The 17,316-nt window shown below is 29.0% G+C and carries 14 protein-coding genes; 1 reads left to right on the top strand and 13 read right to left on the bottom strand.

Features of this window, described 5'->3' with window-relative positions; translation table 11 throughout:
* On the bottom strand, nt 1-1,622 hold a 1,622-nt coding region (gene lepA, locus KHW44_RS01285), incomplete at its 3' end, for a translation elongation factor 4 (RefSeq protein WP_304064961.1).
* 9 nt (nt 1,623-1,631) lie between these two features.
* Complete coding sequence (gene lepB, locus KHW44_RS01280; RefSeq protein WP_094203665.1) at nt 1,632-2,156, bottom strand: signal peptidase I; 525 nt, start codon at nt 2,154-2,156, stop codon at nt 1,632-1,634.
* A gap of 122 nt (nt 2,157-2,278) precedes the next feature.
* Here lepB and rpsT point away from each other — a divergent pair, with 122 nt between their 5' ends.
* Complete coding sequence (gene rpsT / locus KHW44_RS01275) at nt 2,279-2,542, top strand: 30S ribosomal protein S20 (RefSeq protein ID WP_002836452.1); 264 nt, start codon at nt 2,279-2,281, stop codon at nt 2,540-2,542.
* Nucleotides 2,543-2,595: 53 nt separating this feature from the next.
* On the opposite strand, the gene holA is transcribed toward rpsT, so the two are convergent.
* The 11 genes from holA to dprA form a co-directional block, all read right to left on the bottom strand.
* The gene (gene holA / locus KHW44_RS01270) at nt 2,596-3,594 is read right to left on the bottom strand and encodes a DNA polymerase III subunit delta (RefSeq protein WP_304064956.1); all 999 of its coding nucleotides are present in this window, start codon (nt 3,592-3,594) and stop codon (nt 2,596-2,598) included.
* Nucleotides 3,560-5,866: a DNA internalization-related competence protein ComEC/Rec2 gene (locus KHW44_RS01265; protein WP_304064953.1), complete on the bottom strand. Its 2,307-nt coding sequence runs from the start codon at nt 5,864-5,866 to the stop codon at nt 3,560-3,562. Before KHW44_RS01265 ends, holA begins: the two co-directional genes overlap by 35 nt.
* Before the next feature lie 58 nt (nt 5,867-5,924).
* Nucleotides 5,925-7,211: a phosphopyruvate hydratase gene (gene eno / locus KHW44_RS01260; protein WP_094224715.1), complete on the bottom strand. Its 1,287-nt coding sequence runs from the start codon at nt 7,209-7,211 to the stop codon at nt 5,925-5,927.
* 3 nt (nt 7,212-7,214) lie between these two features.
* A complete protein-coding gene (gpmI, locus tag KHW44_RS01255; protein ID WP_304064947.1) occupies nt 7,215-8,762 on the bottom strand; it encodes a 2,3-bisphosphoglycerate-independent phosphoglycerate mutase in 1,548 nt (515 codons plus the stop codon).
* Complete coding sequence (gene tpiA / locus KHW44_RS01250) at nt 8,752-9,507, bottom strand: triose-phosphate isomerase (protein WP_304064944.1); 756 nt, start codon at nt 9,505-9,507, stop codon at nt 8,752-8,754. Before tpiA ends, gpmI begins: the two co-directional genes overlap by 11 nt.
* 4 nt (nt 9,508-9,511) lie before the next feature.
* Nucleotides 9,512-10,699, bottom strand: a complete 1,188-nt coding sequence (gene pgk, locus KHW44_RS01245) for a phosphoglycerate kinase (protein ID WP_304064940.1) — start codon at nt 10,697-10,699, stop codon at nt 9,512-9,514.
* A gap of 66 nt (nt 10,700-10,765) precedes the next feature.
* Nucleotides 10,766-11,767: a type I glyceraldehyde-3-phosphate dehydrogenase gene (gene gap / locus KHW44_RS01240; RefSeq protein ID WP_304064938.1), complete on the bottom strand. Its 1,002-nt coding sequence runs from the start codon at nt 11,765-11,767 to the stop codon at nt 10,766-10,768.
* Nucleotides 11,768-11,840: 73 nt separating this feature from the next.
* On the bottom strand, nt 11,841-13,439 hold the full coding sequence (locus KHW44_RS01235; protein WP_304064934.1) for a Na/Pi cotransporter family protein: 1,599 nt from the start codon (nt 13,437-13,439) through the stop codon (nt 11,841-11,843).
* An 8-nt stretch (nt 13,440-13,447) separates the two neighbouring features.
* Complete coding sequence (locus KHW44_RS01230) at nt 13,448-13,915, bottom strand: tRNA (cytidine(34)-2'-O)-methyltransferase (RefSeq protein ID WP_304064931.1); 468 nt, start codon at nt 13,913-13,915, stop codon at nt 13,448-13,450.
* A gap of 142 nt (nt 13,916-14,057) precedes the next feature.
* Nucleotides 14,058-16,025, bottom strand: a complete 1,968-nt coding sequence (gene tkt, locus KHW44_RS01225) for a transketolase (RefSeq protein WP_304064928.1) — start codon at nt 16,023-16,025, stop codon at nt 14,058-14,060.
* Between the two features lie 49 nt (nt 16,026-16,074).
* On the bottom strand, nt 16,075-17,145 hold the full coding sequence (gene dprA / locus KHW44_RS01220; protein WP_304064926.1) for a DNA-processing protein DprA: 1,071 nt from the start codon (nt 17,143-17,145) through the stop codon (nt 16,075-16,077).
* Between the last annotated feature and the right edge of the window lie 171 nt (nt 17,146-17,316).

Below are 17,316 nucleotides of genomic sequence, written 5' to 3'. Positions count from 1 at the left end.
ATTTTATTTCCTATTGCAGCTTGTACAGGAATTACAAATTGATGTCTTGGTATTTCATCTTTAAGTTTTGTTACGATTTTTCTTGCTCTTTCATAAGCTAAATCTTCGTGAACAATTAATGTTAATGCGTCAACTTTTTCTGAATTAATCATTATTTCAAGTTTTATTAAATCAGATTTTTCATAACCAATTAATTCATAATCCAAAGATGCGTAACCTCTTGTTTTTGATTTTAAGGCGTCATAGAAATCGTAAATTACTTCATTTAATGGTAATTTGTATTTTATTGTTACCCTTTTTTCGTCTAGGTAAGTCATGTCTATGAAGGTTCCTCTTTTTCCCTGACAAAGTTCCATAATTACTCCGACATAATCTGTAGGAGTCATGATTTCTGCATGGACAACTGGTTCTTCAACATAGTCAATTTCAGTTTCCTTAGGGAAATTTGTAGGATTTTGTATTTCTACTTCAGTTCCATCTTTTTTATGAACTTTATATATTACACTTGGTGCTGTAGCAATGATATCTAAGTCAAATTCTCTATCCAATCTTTCTTGTATAATTTCCATGTGTAACAACCCTAAAAATCCACATCTCAATCCAAAACCTAGTGCGATTGATGTTTCATTTTCAAATGTCAATGCTGCATCATTAACTTGAAGTTTTTCTAGTGCATCTCTTACAGAATTGAAATCTTCACCTTCAGCAGGATAAATACCACAATAAACCATTGGTGTAACTTGCTTATATCCCTCAAGAGGTTTATCCACAGGATTATGTTTATCTGTTATAGTATCACCTACTCTAGCATCTTTTACATTTTTGATACTGCAGACAACATATCCTACATCTCCAGCGTTAATTTCATCTGTGCTAACCATACCAGAAGATGTGTAACCGCATTCAGTAACTTCAAATGATTTGTTAGTAGACATCATTAAAATTTCTGATCCTGGCTTTATACAACCATCAAAAACTCTGACATAAACAACAACACCTTTGTAAAAATCGTAATATGAATCAAATATCAATGCCTTTAAAGGCTTATTTTCGTCCCCAACTGGAGCAGGAACATTGTTTACTATGTCTTCTAAAACATCTACTATATTTATTCCTTCTTTTGCCGATACTGCAGGAACATTTTCAGCATCTAATCCAATAATATCTTCTATTTCTTTTTTGGCAAAATCAATGTCGGCACTTGGTAAATCTATTTTATTTATTACAGGCAAAATTTCTAAATTTTGGTCGATAGCCAAGTATACATTTCCTAATGTTTGAGCCTCTACACCTTGCGTTGCATCAACAATTAAAACTGCACCTTCACAAGCTTTTAATGACCTACTTACTTCATAAGTAAAGTCAACATGACCTGGTGTATCTATTAAATTCAGATTGTATACATTACCATCTTTAGCCTTATAAGATAATTTAATGGCTTTTAATTTGATTGTTATACCTCTTTCGCGTTCCAAATCCATAGAATCCAAAACCTGTTCACTCATTTCTCTATGAGTAAGCATACCAGTCTCTTCAATCAATCTATCAGCTAATGTGGATTTCCCATGATCTATATGCGCAATTATTGAAAAATTTCTTATGTATTTTTTATCGTGTTTCATTTAAATCTCCTAAATCGAACCAATTTTATCAACAGGATATAACCTAAAAAAAACAACACCGATTATCGAATCTTTATTAATAGGCCCTATGTACCTGCTGTCATTATAATTATCTAGTTCTCTATCATCATTTATAACAAAATATTCATCTTTACTTAATACCCATTTATTATTGTTTAATTTTTTTGACTGTTGCAATAAAATATAGGGTTCATATATTCTTTTTCCGTTAACAAAAATATCATCATTTATAATTTCCACTGAATCTTTAGGCATTGCAATTACCCTTGCAATACTAGATTCTGAATTTTTCTCATCATAATACTTAACTATATCAGTTTTTTTAATGTATCCTGTTATTTTATTTAATTTATTAATAAGAACAAAATCTCCAGAAGTTAAAGTGGGACTCATATTTGATGATTTTACTATTTGTGTTTCTAAAATAAAAGTTTTTATTACGAAACATACTACTAAAGCTATAAATATTGCAAATAGCAAATTTGAAAACTTACTATCTAAAAATTTCTTCATACTATCACCATTCTTTACCAACCTATTATAACATAATTTACAATTAATGTTCTAGATTACTTGAAATAATTAATTCTATAGTGTATAATAATAACACTGTTCAAAAATAAAGGAGGGATATTATGGCAAATATTAAATCAGCAATTAAAAGAATTGATGTAACTAAACTTGAAACAGCTAGAAATAAATCTAAAAAATCAGCTATCAAAACTTTCATTAAGAAATTTGAAGCAGCTGTTGAAAAAAACGATAAAGAAGACGCTACTAAATTATTTAATTTAGCAACTAAAAAGATTGACCAAGCTGCAAGTAAGAACACAATTTCTAAAAACAGTGCAGCTAAAAAAATTAGCAGAATGGCTAAAGAATTAAACAAATTAGCATAGAAATAATGTAAAGGATCCATTACATTATTTAAAGGTTGAAGTAAATTCAACCTTTATTTTTTTGCTAAAATTTCGCAAATACTATTTTCTATATAGTACTTAGAATTTAACGTATTTGTTTTTAATGTAGTTTCTATTTCATACATTTTATGAATCGCAAATCTTAACTGGTCATATCTCCAATTTTTCACAAAACTTTGAACTTTATTTAATTCGTATGATGATATTTTTACTCTCTTTGTGATTTCAGTTTGCGAAACTTTCAAACGTAGAAGTTCTTTTATATATAATAAATTTCTAAATAATCTAATAACCATATGAAGTGCTTTAAAAGTGTCTGATGTGTCATTTATAAGTAAATTTAAGTAATATATCGTCTTAGATAAATCTTTTGATGCTATTGAATCTGTTAAATCGAAAATATTTTTATCATATTGATTTATTAGAGAATTCAAATCATGTTCTGTTATTTCATCTTTCTCTAAATTTATAAACTTATCTAATTCATTATTAACATCAATTAAAGTCTTTTCAGAATTTTTTATAAGATAAAGAGAATATTCAATAAAAATGTTAACGATATTATTATTAATCTTCTTCCCTTTTAGGTAATTTATTATATAAGCTTTTAATTGATTTCTGTTTAACTTATTGAATTCAATATCTGATCCATAGTTTATTATTTCTTTTAAAAATTTAGACTTAAATACATTTCCGTATGATGTCATTATAATCAAAGTATACTCCGGAATGTCTTTAATATAAGGTAATAAATTATCAATACTTTCCTTGTTTTTTGAAATTCCTGTTTTAGTTAAATCTACATCATCGATTAAAATGAGTCTTTTATCACTAAACATAGGAATAGTTTCAGAAGAACTATATATTTTTTCGAAATCTGATATTTCGTACTCATCAAAACTTTGAGCCTTGTAGTGCTCTTTTATTAATGACAGATATTTTTCTATATAAAACTTTTCTTCTCCGTGTATTAAAATTAGATTAGACAACAAATTATTATCTAATTTTTGTTTCGCCAATGAAAAATCCATCTTTTGCTCCTCTACTCTTAAAGTAATATAATACGAAAATTGTTGTAATAATTGAATTTTGTTCTTTCACTAAAATATTATAAATCGAATACTTATCTCTATTAGATCTTATAGTATTAAATATCTTGCTTGAGACAATCTCAATGTTTCCATCTTTATCAGTTCTTTTTATTGGAATATTTAGTTTATTTAAATTATCTAGTGTTTCATGATGTGGGTGTCCATAATCATTTCTTAGACCTACAGAAATAATAGATATTTTGGGATTAACCTTTTTTAAAAAATTTAAATCTGAACTGTTTTTACTTCCGTGATGAGAGATTTTCAATATATCAGATGTTATATCTTCATTTAAAATATTTCTTTCATATTCTCCAGAAATGTCTCCTGTGATTAGTAAAGAAATATCATTAACATATACTTTGTAAACTATAGATTTATCGTTCTCTTCATCGCTGATTGGCTTATCGATGACCTTGATATAAACATTTCCCATTTTTATTAATTGATTATCTTGCAAATTTACGTAATGGTTATTTTGGTTATACTTGCTTCTTAATACTTTTTCTCCATTAGTTCTAGATAAAACTATTGGATTGTAAGATTTATTGATATCAATTAGATTCTTACTATGATCTTCATCAAAATGTGTCAAGAATACATAATCAAGACTATTTAAACCTATTTTATTTAGATATTCTACAAGGTAAGTTCCAGATTTATCTTCTGATTTATATGAACCTCCAGTATCTATCATAAAATTTTTATAATATTGTCTTACAAGTAAGCAATCACCTTGACCAATATCCACAAAGTTTATAGTAGTAATGGGATTAAGGATATTTAAAATTACAGGCATAATTACGCTTATAAAGAACATATTTTTTAAGGTTTGTTTATTAAAGTCGTTTAAAGTTGTAATGTAATGTCTGTTATAAATTGCAAATATTATTATATAATAAACAATTATCATTAAAAGGGAAAAGCTCATAAAACTATGAATTTGTACATTAAATGAATCAATTGTAATGAAGATATAATTTATAATTTTTAAACAAAATTTAATGAGCTGAACAAATACATAATTAAAGCTATTAGGTATTAAAAGTACAATAGCCGATAATTGGATGATGAGTGTAAAAATTGGTAAAATAATGGTATTTCCAACGATAAATCCTAATGTAAATTCGTTAAAAAATCTCAGTTGTATTGGCAATAATATTATATAAACCAAAGTGGAAAGCATCAAATAATTACGTACTTTTCTATTTTGCTTTTTGAATTTTGGATATAAATATAGTATTGTAAATGTTGCTAAAAATGAAAAAATAAATCCGACATCAAATAGATTGTATGGATTCACAAGCAAAATTATGATAGCTGCAATAATTAGATTATTTAAATTATACCAGTCTATTTGCATTTGATTTGATAATTCAACTATAAATAACATAATAAATGCTCTAACTATAGATGAAGGTAGACCTACTGCATATCCATAAATTGCAATGAGAAACAAAGATAACCAAGAAATAATTTTTCTGTTGATCTTAAAAATACCAAAGAATTTATTAAAAATCGTGTATAAAATAATAATATGTAGACCACTTATCGCGAATACATGACTTATTCCTAATACTTTAACATCATTTGTGTAATATTCACTCAAGAAATTAAATCCTGTAAATACAGACTTTAATATAGAAGATTCATTTTCGTTAAAATTAGAATCTAATTTAAAAACTATGTGGTTTAAAATTTTACTTCTAATTCTTAATAAATGTGAGTTAGATTTTCCTATTATATCAGGATCAGTTCTACAGTATATATCTCCATATATGTTGTTTTTTAGTAAATAAAATTTATAGTTAAACATATATGGATTACCATTAGTATATGCTTTATTAACTTTTGATCTTATATTAACAATATCACCAATATTCAAATCTTTTTTTGTGGTTAATAAAAATTTTACATTATGTTGATTAGTTACCTTTACAATATACTTTTTATTGGATCTGTTTTTATTGATTACTACAGCGTTAATATCTACAAATTCATTATCCTTGATATTGTTGTAATTATCATTAATAATGTTTAAATGAAAAATAGTTAGAAATAATACCAATAGAGATATAATAAGTTTCTTCTTATCTTTAAACAGAAGTATTCCTGTAATCACTACATCAACTGCTATAAATATTGGGTTGAAATATATGTATAAAATTGTTGTTAAAATTATCTGTATTAAAATTACCGTAGTGATTAGCATTTTACACCTAATTAATAGGAATCACAGCTACTAATCGCTGTGATTCCTTGTATTTTCATTATTTGCTTAAATTGTAAAAAGTTTTTATTCCATCATATACTGCAGTAGATTCTAGCATATCTTCAATTCTTAATAATTGATTATATTTACAGATTCTGTCAGTTCTTGAAGTTGAGCCAGTTTTAATTTGGCCAGCATTAGTTGCAACAGCAACATCGGCAATAGTTGTATCTTCAGTTTCTCCGGATCTGTGAGATATTACAGCTGTATATCCATGTCTTTTAGCTAGTTCTATTGCATCTAGAGTTTCTGTTAAAGTTCCTATTTGATTTAATTTTATTAAAATGGAATTGCATACTCCCATTTCAATACCTTTTTGTAATCTCTTAACATTTGTAACAAATAAATCATCACCAACTAATTGAATTTTAGATCCTAATTCTTTAGTTAGTTTCTTCCAACCATCCCAATCATCTTCAGCTAATCCGTCTTCGATTGAAATAATAGGATATTTTTCAACTAAGTTTTTGTAATATTCAATCATTTCATCGCTAGTTCTTACTGCATTATCTCCAGCCATATTGTATTTACCATCTTCATAAAACTCACTAGCTGCAGCATCTATAGCAATCATTACATCTTTTCCTGGTTCATATCCAGCTTTTTTAATAGCTTCAACTATAGTTTGTAAAGCTTCTTCGTTAGATTCAAGATTTGGTGCAAAACCACCTTCATCTCCAACAGCAGTATTTAGTTTTCTAGATTTTAATACGTTTTTTAAATTATGAAATACTTCAGTACCGATTCTTAAAGATTCTTTGAAGTTTTCTCCACCTACAGGCATAATCATAAATTCTTGAATGTCAACATTATTATCAGCGTGTTGTCCACCGTTTAAAATGTTCATCATTGGTACAGGTAAAGTCTTACCGTTTACTCCACCGATATATTCAAATAATCTTTGTCCATTTTCATCTGCAGCAGCTTTTGCAACAGCTAAAGAAACACCTAAAATAGCATTTGCTCCAAGTCTAGATTTATTTTCAGTGCCATCTAATTCTATTAGATAATTATCTATTCCAACTTGATCAAATACATCCCAGCCTACTAATTCATCTGCTATTTCTAAGTTTACATTATCAACGGCGGTTTCAACACCTTTTCCTAAAAATCTTTTTTCATCATTGTCTCTTAATTCTACTGCTTCGTGTACTCCAGTAGAAGCACCTGAAGGAACTATCGCTGATCCCATTGCTCCTGCTTCAGTATAAACTTCAACTTCAACTGTAGGATTTCCCCTAGAATCTAAAACTTCTCTTGCATAAATGTCAATTATTGAGCTCATTATTTATTCTCCTTTTTTAATTAAAGATTTACCTGTCATTTCTGAAGGCTTATCTATTTTCATCAATTCTAAAATTGTTGGTGCTATATCAGCTAAGATACCATTATTCAACTCGATATCTTTGTCAGGATATTCTATAAAAGGCACAGGATTAGTTGTATGTGCCGTGAATGGCCCACCTGTCATTTCATCAATCAAATATTCACTATTCCCATGATCAGCAGTTATCAATGCATGATAATTTCCGTTTTTATCTATAGCTTGTAAAATTTCCTCTAAACATTTATCGACAGTTTCAACGGCTTTCTTATCTGCGGAAATTACACCAGTATGACCAACCATATCTGAATTTGCAAAGTTTAATATTATTAAATCGTAAATATCTTTATTAATAACATCAACAACATGATTTTTAACTTCTACAGCACTCATCTCTGGCTTAAGATCGTAAGTTGATACTTTTGGAGATGGAACTAGTATCCTATCTTCATTTTTGAATTCTTTTTCGATACCGCCATTAAAGAAAAATGTTACATGTGCATATTTTTCAGTTTCTGCAATTCTTAATTGCTTTAATCCGTATTCAGAAATAATTTGTCCTAATACATTATTATACCCTTGTTTTGGATAAGCTATTTGAACATTTTTGATAGTTTTATCGTATTCTGTCATTGTTACAAATGAAATACCTTTGTATTTTGTTCTTTTAAAACCATCAAAATCTTCGTCTACAAAAGCTCTTGTAAGTTGTCTTGCTCTATCTGGTCTGAAATTAAAGAATATAAAAGAATCTTCATCTTCTACTTTTGCTACGTTATTATTCTCATCGACTATTGAACAAGGTTCAATAAATTCATCAGTGATATTTTTATCATAACTATCTTGTAAATATTTGACTGGATCATTGCTTTTATTTCCTTGACCATTGATTATGCAATTATAAGCTTTTTCTACTCTGTCCCATCTCTTGTCTCTATCCATTGCATAATATCGACCACAAACAGTAGCAATTCTACCTACACCAATTTCTTTTATATCATCTTGTAATTTTTGTAAATCATTTTTTGCAGATGTTGGTGATACGTCTCTTCCATCTGTAAAACAATGTACTACTACATTATAAAAATCTAATTTTTTGCACATTTTAAGGATTGCTACAAGGTGGTCATAATGAGAATGAACTCCACCAAAAGAAACTAATCCCAGTAGATGAAGTTTTTTATTTTTTTCTTTAGTTTTTAAGATAATATTTTTTAAAACTTCATTTTCATAAAATTTTCCAGATCCTATGTCATTAGTAATTTTACTTAAATCTTGATAAATTATTCTACCAGAACCAATATTCATATGTCCTACTTCGGAATTTCCCATTTGGCCTGCCGGAAGACCTACTTCATTTCCTGAAGCAATCAATTGTGAATTTGGATATTCACTCATTAGTCTATCAAAAGTTGGAGTATCAGCTAACTTAATAACATTTCCTGGATAGTCTTTGCCTAATCCCCAACCGTCTAAGATTACAAGAATTAATTTGTCTTTCTTATTTCCCATAATTAATTAGTTTAGAAAAACTTTCTGCTTCTAAACTTGCACCCCCTACTAAAGCTCCATCAATGTCTTCTTTAGACATAATATCAGTTACATTTTCAGGTTTTACACTTCCACCATATTGTATTCTAATTGAATCAGCCAGATCTTTGCTATACATTTCTGCCAATAAATTTCTTATAAAGTTACACATTGATTGTGCATCGTCACTTGAAGCTGTTTTACCAGTTCCAATAGCCCATATTGGCTCATAAGCGATTACTAGTTTAGATTTTAAATCTTGTTCGCTTATTCCTTTTAAGTCTGATCTTATTTGTGATTCTACAATTTTTTCGTGATTATTAGATTCTCTTTGTTCTAAGTTTTCTCCACAGCAAAGTATTGGCTTAAGATTGTGATTTAAAGCTGATATTATTTTTTTATTTAACAATTCATCGTCTTCTTTAAAAATAGTTCTTCTTTCAGAATGACCAATTATAACATAGTCAACTCCTAGATCTTTCAGCATGTTCGGAGAAATTTCTCCTGTAAATGCACCACTATCTTCGAAATACATATTTTGTGCTCCAGTAGAAATATTTGTACCTTTTAAAGCTTCTGTGAGAGTTTTTAGTGATGTAAATGGAGATATTATACAAGCTTCTACATTATCAGAAATTTCGAAATTCTTTAAATCATTTAGAAACTGCTTAGTTTCTCCATCTGTCATATTCATTTTCCAGTTTCCTGCAATTAATGGTTTTCTCATATTACTATCTCTCATCAATACAATCAATACCAGGTAAGACTTTGCCTTCTAAGAATTCCAAAGAAGCTCCGCCGCCTGTTGAAACGTGTGTTACTTTGTCTTTATTTCCAGATTTTGCAATTGCTGAAGCACTATCTCCACCACCAACAATAGTTGTAGCATCAGATTTTACTAAAGAATTTGCAACTTCAAAAGTACCTTTACTAAATTGTTTGATTTCAAATACACCCATTGGTCCATTCCATACAATAGTCTTGGACTTTTGTATTTCTTCATCAAAAATCTTTATAGTTTTAGTTCCAATGTCAAATCCTGCAATATCGTCCGTAAATTCATCTATACCAATTACTTTTGAATCAGATTCTTCTGTCATTTCTTTAGCTGCGACAAAATCAACTGGCAAGAATATTTTAACCCCTTTTTCTTGGGCTTTTTCTAATAGTGATTTTGCTAAATCTAATTTATCTTCTTCGATTAAAGATTTACCGACATTTTTTCCTTGTGACTTGATGAAAGTATATGCCATAGCACCACCAATTAGTATAGTGTCAACTTTTTCCAATAGATTTTCAATTACTCCAATTTTATCAGAAACTTTTGCACCACCTAATATTGCTGTAAAAGGTCTTTCTGGATCTTCAAGAGCTTTACCCATTATTTCTATTTCTTTTTGAACTAAAAATCCTACAGCACTTGGTAAGAACTTAGACACTCCTACATTTGATGCGTGTGCTCTATGGCTTGTTCCAAAAGCATCGTTTACATATAAATCAGCTAATTGTGATAATTCTTTAGAAAATTCTTCATCATTTTTTTCTTCTTCTTTTCTATATCTTGTGTTTTGAATTAACATAATTTCTTTAGGTTGTAATTGCTTACTTTGCTCAATAACAGAATCATCTACAACTTTATCATTATCTACAAACTTTACTTCTTGTCCAATAATTTCTGAAAGCTTTTCTGCAACCGGTTTTAATGTGAATTCAGGTTTTGGTTCGCCTTTTGGTCTACCTAAGTGACTCATTAAAATAACTTTAGCATTATTATCTATTAAATACTTTATTGTTGCGATAGATGCTTCTATTCTATTCGTATCAGTAATAATACCATCTTTAATAGGAACATTAAAGTCTACTCTAACTAATACTCTTTTATTTTCAACATTTAAATCTTTTAGTGTTTTTTTATTCATAGATTAACCTTTCTTTGAAAAGAGTCGATTGCAAAAATATTTTACCATCGACTCTTAATAGTTTTATTATCTTGTAGCTATAATCTTTGCTAAATCAAATACTCTTGAACTATAACCCCATTCGTTGTCATACCAAGAAGCAATTTTTACCATATTTCCTAAAGCATAAGTCATATCAGCATCAAATATTGAGCTTCTTTCATCTCCAATGATGTCTGAAGATACTAATTGATCTTCAGAATATCCTAAGATGCCTTTTAATTCGCCTTCACTAGCTTTTTTCATAGCATTATTGATATCTTCTTTTGTAACTTCCTTACCTAAAAGAACTGTTAAATCAGTAATTGATCCAGTAGGAGTTGGTACACGCACTGCAAGTCCTGTCATTTTACCTTCTAATTGTGGTAGAACTTTACCAACAGCTTTAGCAGCGCCTGTAGTTGTAGGAATCATACTTAAAGCAGCTGCTCTCGCACGTCTTAGATCTTTGTGGTGAGCGTCTTGAATGTTTTGGTCGTTAGTATAAGCGTGAATTGTAGTCATTAAACCTTTTTCAATTCCAAATTCATCATCTAAAACTTTAGCAACTGGAGCTAAGCAGTTAGTTGTACATGATGCATTAGATATAATATCATCAGTTTTTGGATCATATTCTTTATCATTTACACCAACTACAATCATTTTAACATCAGCTTTGCCTGGAGCAGTTAGTAATACTTTCTTTGCACCTGCTTTGAGATGTTTTGATAAACCTTCTTTGTCTTTAAAAGCGCCTGTTGAGTCAATAACAAGATCAACACCTAATTCTCTCCATGGTAATTCTTCTGGATTTCTGTTATTTACGACAGTTATTTCCCTATCACCAATTTTAATTTTGTCATCTGCTAATACTTCAACGTCTTTTTCAAAAGTACGATAAATTGAGTCATACTTTAAAAGATGTGCATTTGTTTTAAGGTCACTTGTAATGTTCAATGCCACTAATTCAAGATCAGGGTCATTTTTTTGTATTAAAATTCTTGTTACATCTCTACCTATTCTTCCAAATCCACTAATTGCTACTTTCATTTAATCCTCCTTGAAATATTTCATAATACATACTTATATTATATACCCAATTTATAATCTTACTAATCAAATTCTATACCTCAATATGAAGAGTATAATTGGATATATTGGTGCAATGGTCAGATATTCTTTCCAAATTTGATAGAATATCTAAGAAATTGACTCCAACAGTGGAATCACATTCATTGTTGTTAATTCTTTTGATATGATTATGTCTATATTTTTTTTCTAAAAAGTCTACATTATTTTCAATGTTTGCGACCTTAGAAGCCAATGATTGGTCATTGTTTTTAAATGCCATAGTTGAATCTATTATTGCATTTTCTACATTTGAATATAAATCTTTATATTCATCGATAGCTACTTTGCTAAATTCTTTTTCTTCATCATAAATAAGAGTTACAATTCCACATATATTTTCAACATGATCTCCTATTCTCTCAAGATCATTAAGCATATCTTGCATAATAAAAATTTGTGTGTGTTCTTCATCTGAAATTGATTTGTTAGATAATTTTACAAGATACTCAACGATATGTTTTTCCAAATTATTAATTCTTTTTTCTTCTTCTAATATTTTTGATCTTAGTTTTTTGTTACCTGTCATAAAATATTCATCAACATTTTTAAAATTTTGATAAACTATATCACTCATTCTAATAACTTCAAGTCTAGCTTGTTCAACTGCAATAGAAGGAGTTTCCAAAATTCTGTCATCTAAATATTGTAAGTCTTTTGCGTGTTCTTCTCCTGGAACAATTTTCATAGCAGCTTTAACTAAAAAGTTTGAAACTGGAAGTTGTATAGCAACATTTATAACATTAAACAAAGTATGATAGTTAGCTATTTGTCTTGAAACATTTAATGGAGTTAACATGTATACTATGTTTTGCATCAATTTATTTAGGAATATAAGCACTATAACAGTACCTATAAGATTAAATAATAAATGTATTATTGCTGCTCTTTTGGCGTTTTTTCCAGCACCAATAGAAGACAATAATGCAGTAGTAGTTGTACCAATGTTTCCACCAAGTAATAATGGAGCAGCTTGATTTATTGTAAGTAATCCTTGTTTTCCTAAAGCTTGTATTAACCCAATGGAAGCAGAAGATGATTGTACTGCAGTTGTTAAGAAAAATCCTACAAAAACGCCGATTACTGGTGAGTTTAATTTTAATAAGGCATTTTTAAACCACAATTCTTTAGATAATGGATTTAGCCCATCTCCCATAGTATTCATTCCAATGAAAATTAAACCTAAGCCAACAAAAACCTCGCCTAAATTCTTTTTTCTATCATCCTTTTCACTTATGTACAAAAGCACACCAAAAGCCACAATTAAAGGTGCATATTTTGCTATATCAAAAGCTATTATTTGCGCAGTAATTGTAGTTCCGACATTTGCTCCTATAATTACTCCAACAGCTTGATTCAAAGGCATTAACCCTGCATTTACAAATCCCACAACCATTACTGTTGCTGCAGATGATGATTGTATTACCATTGTTACTACTATACCTAGTAACACACCTATGTATTTATTCCTAGTTAAAGAACCTACTATCTTTTTTAACTTATTACCTGACGATTTTTGAAGACCTTCACCCATTATTGTCATTCCAAACAAGAAAAGTGCCAATCCCCCTAAAACCGGAGTTATAATATCCATAAAACCTCCTACTTTAATCCTGGAAAATCTATTTGTCTTAATGCTTCAAATAAAACTATATTACAAGAATTTGCTAAATTTAATGATCTATCAATTCCCATATTCATTGGAATCTTTATAGAATGATCTTTGTGCTTATCCACTAAATCTTTATCTATACCTGAAGATTCCTTTCCGAACACGAAAAAATCTCCATCTTGATATTCAAGCTCATGATAATAATTTGTTGCAAAAGTTTCGACATAAAATACTCTATCATTTCCCTTTATATATTCTAAAAATTCATCCATATCATCATGAATAACTAAATCAACTTTATCCCAATAATCCATTCCAGACCTCTTTAATAACTTGTCATCTAGTCTAAAGCTAAAAGGTCTAACTAAATGTAATCTGGAATTAGTTAGAACACAAGTTCTTCCTATATTCCCTGTATTTGAAGGCTTTTCAGGTTCTAAAAGAACAATATTTAACATATCCACCTCTTTACGATTCTTTAACTTTATTTTAATATTCCCATAAAAAATATACCATAAAAGAATTAGTATTTCAATTTTAAAAACGATTAAATTTTAAAACAAAAAGACCATCAACACAAAACTGTTGACGGCCTATTGATTATAAATATTGTTTTATTTTTTCAACTATTTTTTCTGTTGTAAATCCAAAATGTTCCATTATCTTACTTCCTGGAGCGCTCATACCGAATCCATCTATACCGATATTTAATCCATTAAGTCCTGTATATTTTTGCCATCCATAAGTTGACAAGCATTCAATACTAACTATTTTTTCTACATTTTTTGGAATAACAGAATCTTTGTATTTTTGATCTTGTTTGTCAAAAATTTCTTGACACATCATTGATACAACTTGAGCTTTAACTCCTTCTTTTTCAAGAGCTTCACTTGCATCTAATGCAAGTTTAACTTCAGAACCTGTTGCTATAATAACTAAATCAGGAGATTCTTGTTTTTTAAGAATATATCCACCTTTTAGAGCTTCTTCGTTAGTTTCTTTTAAATTTACTAATTTTTGTCTAGATAATACCAAGGCTGTTGGTGTTTCTTTATTTTCTAATGCTATCTTGTATGCCATTGATGTTTCAAATCCATCAGCAGGTCTGATAGTATTAAGATTTGGAATAGTTCTAAGCATTGCTAATTGTTCTATAGGTTCATGAGTAGGTCCATCTTCTCCAACACCAATTGAATCATGAGTCAATATATATATTACTTGTCTCTTCATTAAAGCTGACAATCTCATCGCTGGTTTTAAATAATCTGAGAAAATCATAAACGTAGCGCAATACGGAATCAATCCACCATACAAACTGATACCATTCGTGATAGCTGCCATTGCGTGTTCTCTAACGCCAAATTGTATGTTTCTTCCAGATCTATTAGTTTGTGTAAACACATCTAAACCATCCATAAAAGTTTTATTAGAAGGAGCTAAATCAGCTGATCCTCCAACAATATTTAATTGCTTATCTTTTAATCTATTTAATAAAACATGTGAATATGATCTTGTGGCATCGTCTTTTTCAAAGCTAGTAAACTCTTTAGATGTTAAATAATCTTCATGAGTTTCTTTAGATAAGAATTTCATTAACTTATCATAAAGATCTTTGTGAGTTTGTTTGTAGTCTTCAAACATACTTTCCCATTCAGAATAATATTTTTCCTTTTCTGAAGCTGATTGTTCAAAAAGTTCCTTTACTTCTTGTGGAATATAGAATTTTTCTGTAAAGTCTAATCCTAATTTTTCTTTTAAACTTGGAATATTTTCTGCGCCAATTGGAGCACCATGAGCTTTTGCAGTCCCTTCAACGACACTTCCATAACCAATTTTTGTTTTTATTTCAATAAATGATGGTTTATCAGTTGTTTTCGCAATTTCAATAGTTTCTCTTATTTTGTCTATATCATTTCCATCTTCTACAAAATAAGTATCCCAGCCCAATGCTTCATATCTAGCTCTGACATTTTCTGAGAAAATATTTTTTGTATCGCCTTCAATTGTTATATTGTTAGAATCATATAAACAAATCAATTTTGATAGTTTTAATGATCCAGCTATTGAACTAGCTTCATTAGTTATTCCTTCTTGAAGACAACCATCACCAACAATTGTGTAAGTATAGTTGTCAAAAATTTTGTGGTTTTCAGTATTAAATTGGCTAGCCAAATATTCTTGAGCAATTGCCATACCAACAGCCATACTTAATCCTTGTCCTAAAGGACCAGTCGTCGCATCAATTCCTTTTGTATGCAAATATTCTGGATGTCCTGGTGTTAAGCTGTTGTATTGTCTAAATTCTTTTAAATCATCTACTGATATTCCAAATCCAAATAAATGTAAAAGTGAATATAACATTGCAGAACCATGACCAGCTGATAAAATAAATCTGTCCCTATTTATCCAATCGCTGTGTTTTGGTGAAAAATGCATTATATCGTTAAATAATGTAAATGTCATAGGGCTTGCACCTAAAGGAAGTCCCGGGTGACCTGAATTCGCTTTTTGAATCATTTCTACAGATAATAATCTAATAGTATTAATAGCTAATTGTTTTTTGTCCATATCATTCTCCTCTTTAAAATTCCAATGTTATTATATCACATTATTGAATCTACTTTAATGAGTATTTGCTTCCAATATCCACAACAATTCCCAACAATTCCATTTTGGTTAAACTCATCAAGACATCAGAAATATCTTCATTCAATTTTAAAGAAATTTCATCTGGTGAATTCGCGTCAATTTTCAATAAATTAAATATTTTACGCTCTAATTCATTCAAATCAAAACTCAATTGTGGTTTTTCTATATATTTATTTTGAAATTCAGGGATTTGAGTTATAATATCCAAAACGTCAGTTAATATGTAAGCCCCATCTTTTATTAATTGATTAGTTCCGGTTGAATAAACTGAGTTAATATTTCCTGGAACAGCAAATATATCTCTACCTTGAGACAAGGCATAAGATGATGTGATTAATGTACCGCTTTTCTCTTTTGCTTCAACAACGACAGTTGCAAGTGATAACCCAGAGATTATTCTATTTCTAAAAGGAAAATTATATGGCAATGGTGCTATTCCAAAAGGATATTCACTTATAATTACTCCGTTATGTGATGAAATCATATCTTGAAACACTCTATAATTACTCCTTGGATATACTTGATCTATTCCACACCCCAAAACTCCAATTGTTTTATTATTATTCTCAAGAGCAGTTTGATGAGATATTTTATCAATTCCAAGAGCCAATCCACTAACTACGGGTATTTTATATTGTGAGATTTCCGAAACAAATTTTTTACAAGCATAAGATCCATATTGACTGCATTTTCTAGCTCCTACAAAAGAAACACAATTATCGAAATCTTCAGTCAAATCACCTTTATAGTACAAAGTATATGGTGCATTGTCAATTCCTAGTAATTTTTTTGGGTATTTTAAATCACCGTATGTAGTAAATTTTATACTATTCTTCCACAGTTTTTCCTTGTACAAATTTATATCGAATTTTTTCATATTCTTTAGTATAAATTCGTAGATTTTAGGGTCTACTCCTAAAAGTTTTTTTGTATTATCGTAGATAATATCATCTAAAGTGCGATAATTTTCAAGAATTGGACCTATCCAATTATAATTCGTGTTCAAACTACTTAAAAATAATAATAAATCTGAATCCATCTTATACCCCTTTTCTTTACATATAGAATACCATTAATATATATTTTTTTCCAATAGACGAATTGTCAAATAAAATGCAACACCTATGGTAAGAAACCAAAAAGTTCTTCTTTAGGTGTTTTATATTGTATACATTTTCTAGGTCTATTATTCATTAAACTTAAGTTATAA

Source organism: Finegoldia magna, from assembly GCF_018371055.1.
Taxonomy (GTDB): Bacteria; Bacillota; Clostridia; order Tissierellales; family Peptoniphilaceae; genus Finegoldia; species Finegoldia magna_I.
The sequence above is the reverse complement of the archived record's forward strand: the minus strand, read 5'-3'. Positions and strand labels throughout refer to the sequence as shown.

What these genes read in the sequence shown, in the direction of transcription:
- KHW44_RS01230 (WP_304064931.1), bottom strand. Translation starts at nt 13,915, where the DNA reads ATGTTAAATATTGTTCTTTTAGAACCTGAAAAGCCTTCAAATACAGGG.
- gap (WP_304064938.1), bottom strand. Translation starts at nt 11,767, where the DNA reads ATGAAAGTAGCAATTAGTGGATTTGGAAGAATAGGTAGAGATGTAACA.
- KHW44_RS01235 (WP_304064934.1), bottom strand. Translation starts at nt 13,439, where the DNA reads ATGGATATTATAACTCCGGTTTTAGGGGGATTGGCACTTTTCTTGTTT.
- pgk (WP_304064940.1), bottom strand. Translation starts at nt 10,699, where the DNA reads ATGAATAAAAAAACACTAAAAGATTTAAATGTTGAAAATAAAAGAGTA.
- dprA (WP_304064926.1), bottom strand. Translation starts at nt 17,145, where the DNA reads ATGGATTCAGATTTATTATTATTTTTAAGTAGTTTGAACACGAATTAT.
- eno (WP_094224715.1), bottom strand. Translation starts at nt 7,211, where the DNA reads ATGAGCTCAATAATTGACATTTATGCAAGAGAAGTTTTAGATTCTAGG.
- rpsT (WP_002836452.1), top strand. Translation starts at nt 2,279, where the DNA reads ATGGCAAATATTAAATCAGCAATTAAAAGAATTGATGTAACTAAACTT.
- KHW44_RS01265 (WP_304064953.1), bottom strand. Translation starts at nt 5,866, where the DNA reads ATGCTAATCACTACGGTAATTTTAATACAGATAATTTTAACAACAATT.
- holA (WP_304064956.1), bottom strand. Translation starts at nt 3,594, where the DNA reads ATGGATTTTTCATTGGCGAAACAAAAATTAGATAATAATTTGTTGTCT.
- gpmI (WP_304064947.1), bottom strand. Translation starts at nt 8,762, where the DNA reads ATGGGAAATAAGAAAGACAAATTAATTCTTGTAATCTTAGACGGTTGG.
- lepB (WP_094203665.1), bottom strand. Translation starts at nt 2,156, where the DNA reads ATGAAGAAATTTTTAGATAGTAAGTTTTCAAATTTGCTATTTGCAATA.
- tkt (WP_304064928.1), bottom strand. Translation starts at nt 16,025, where the DNA reads ATGGACAAAAAACAATTAGCTATTAATACTATTAGATTATTATCTGTA.
- tpiA (WP_304064944.1), bottom strand. Translation starts at nt 9,507, where the DNA reads ATGAGAAAACCATTAATTGCAGGAAACTGGAAAATGAATATGACAGAT.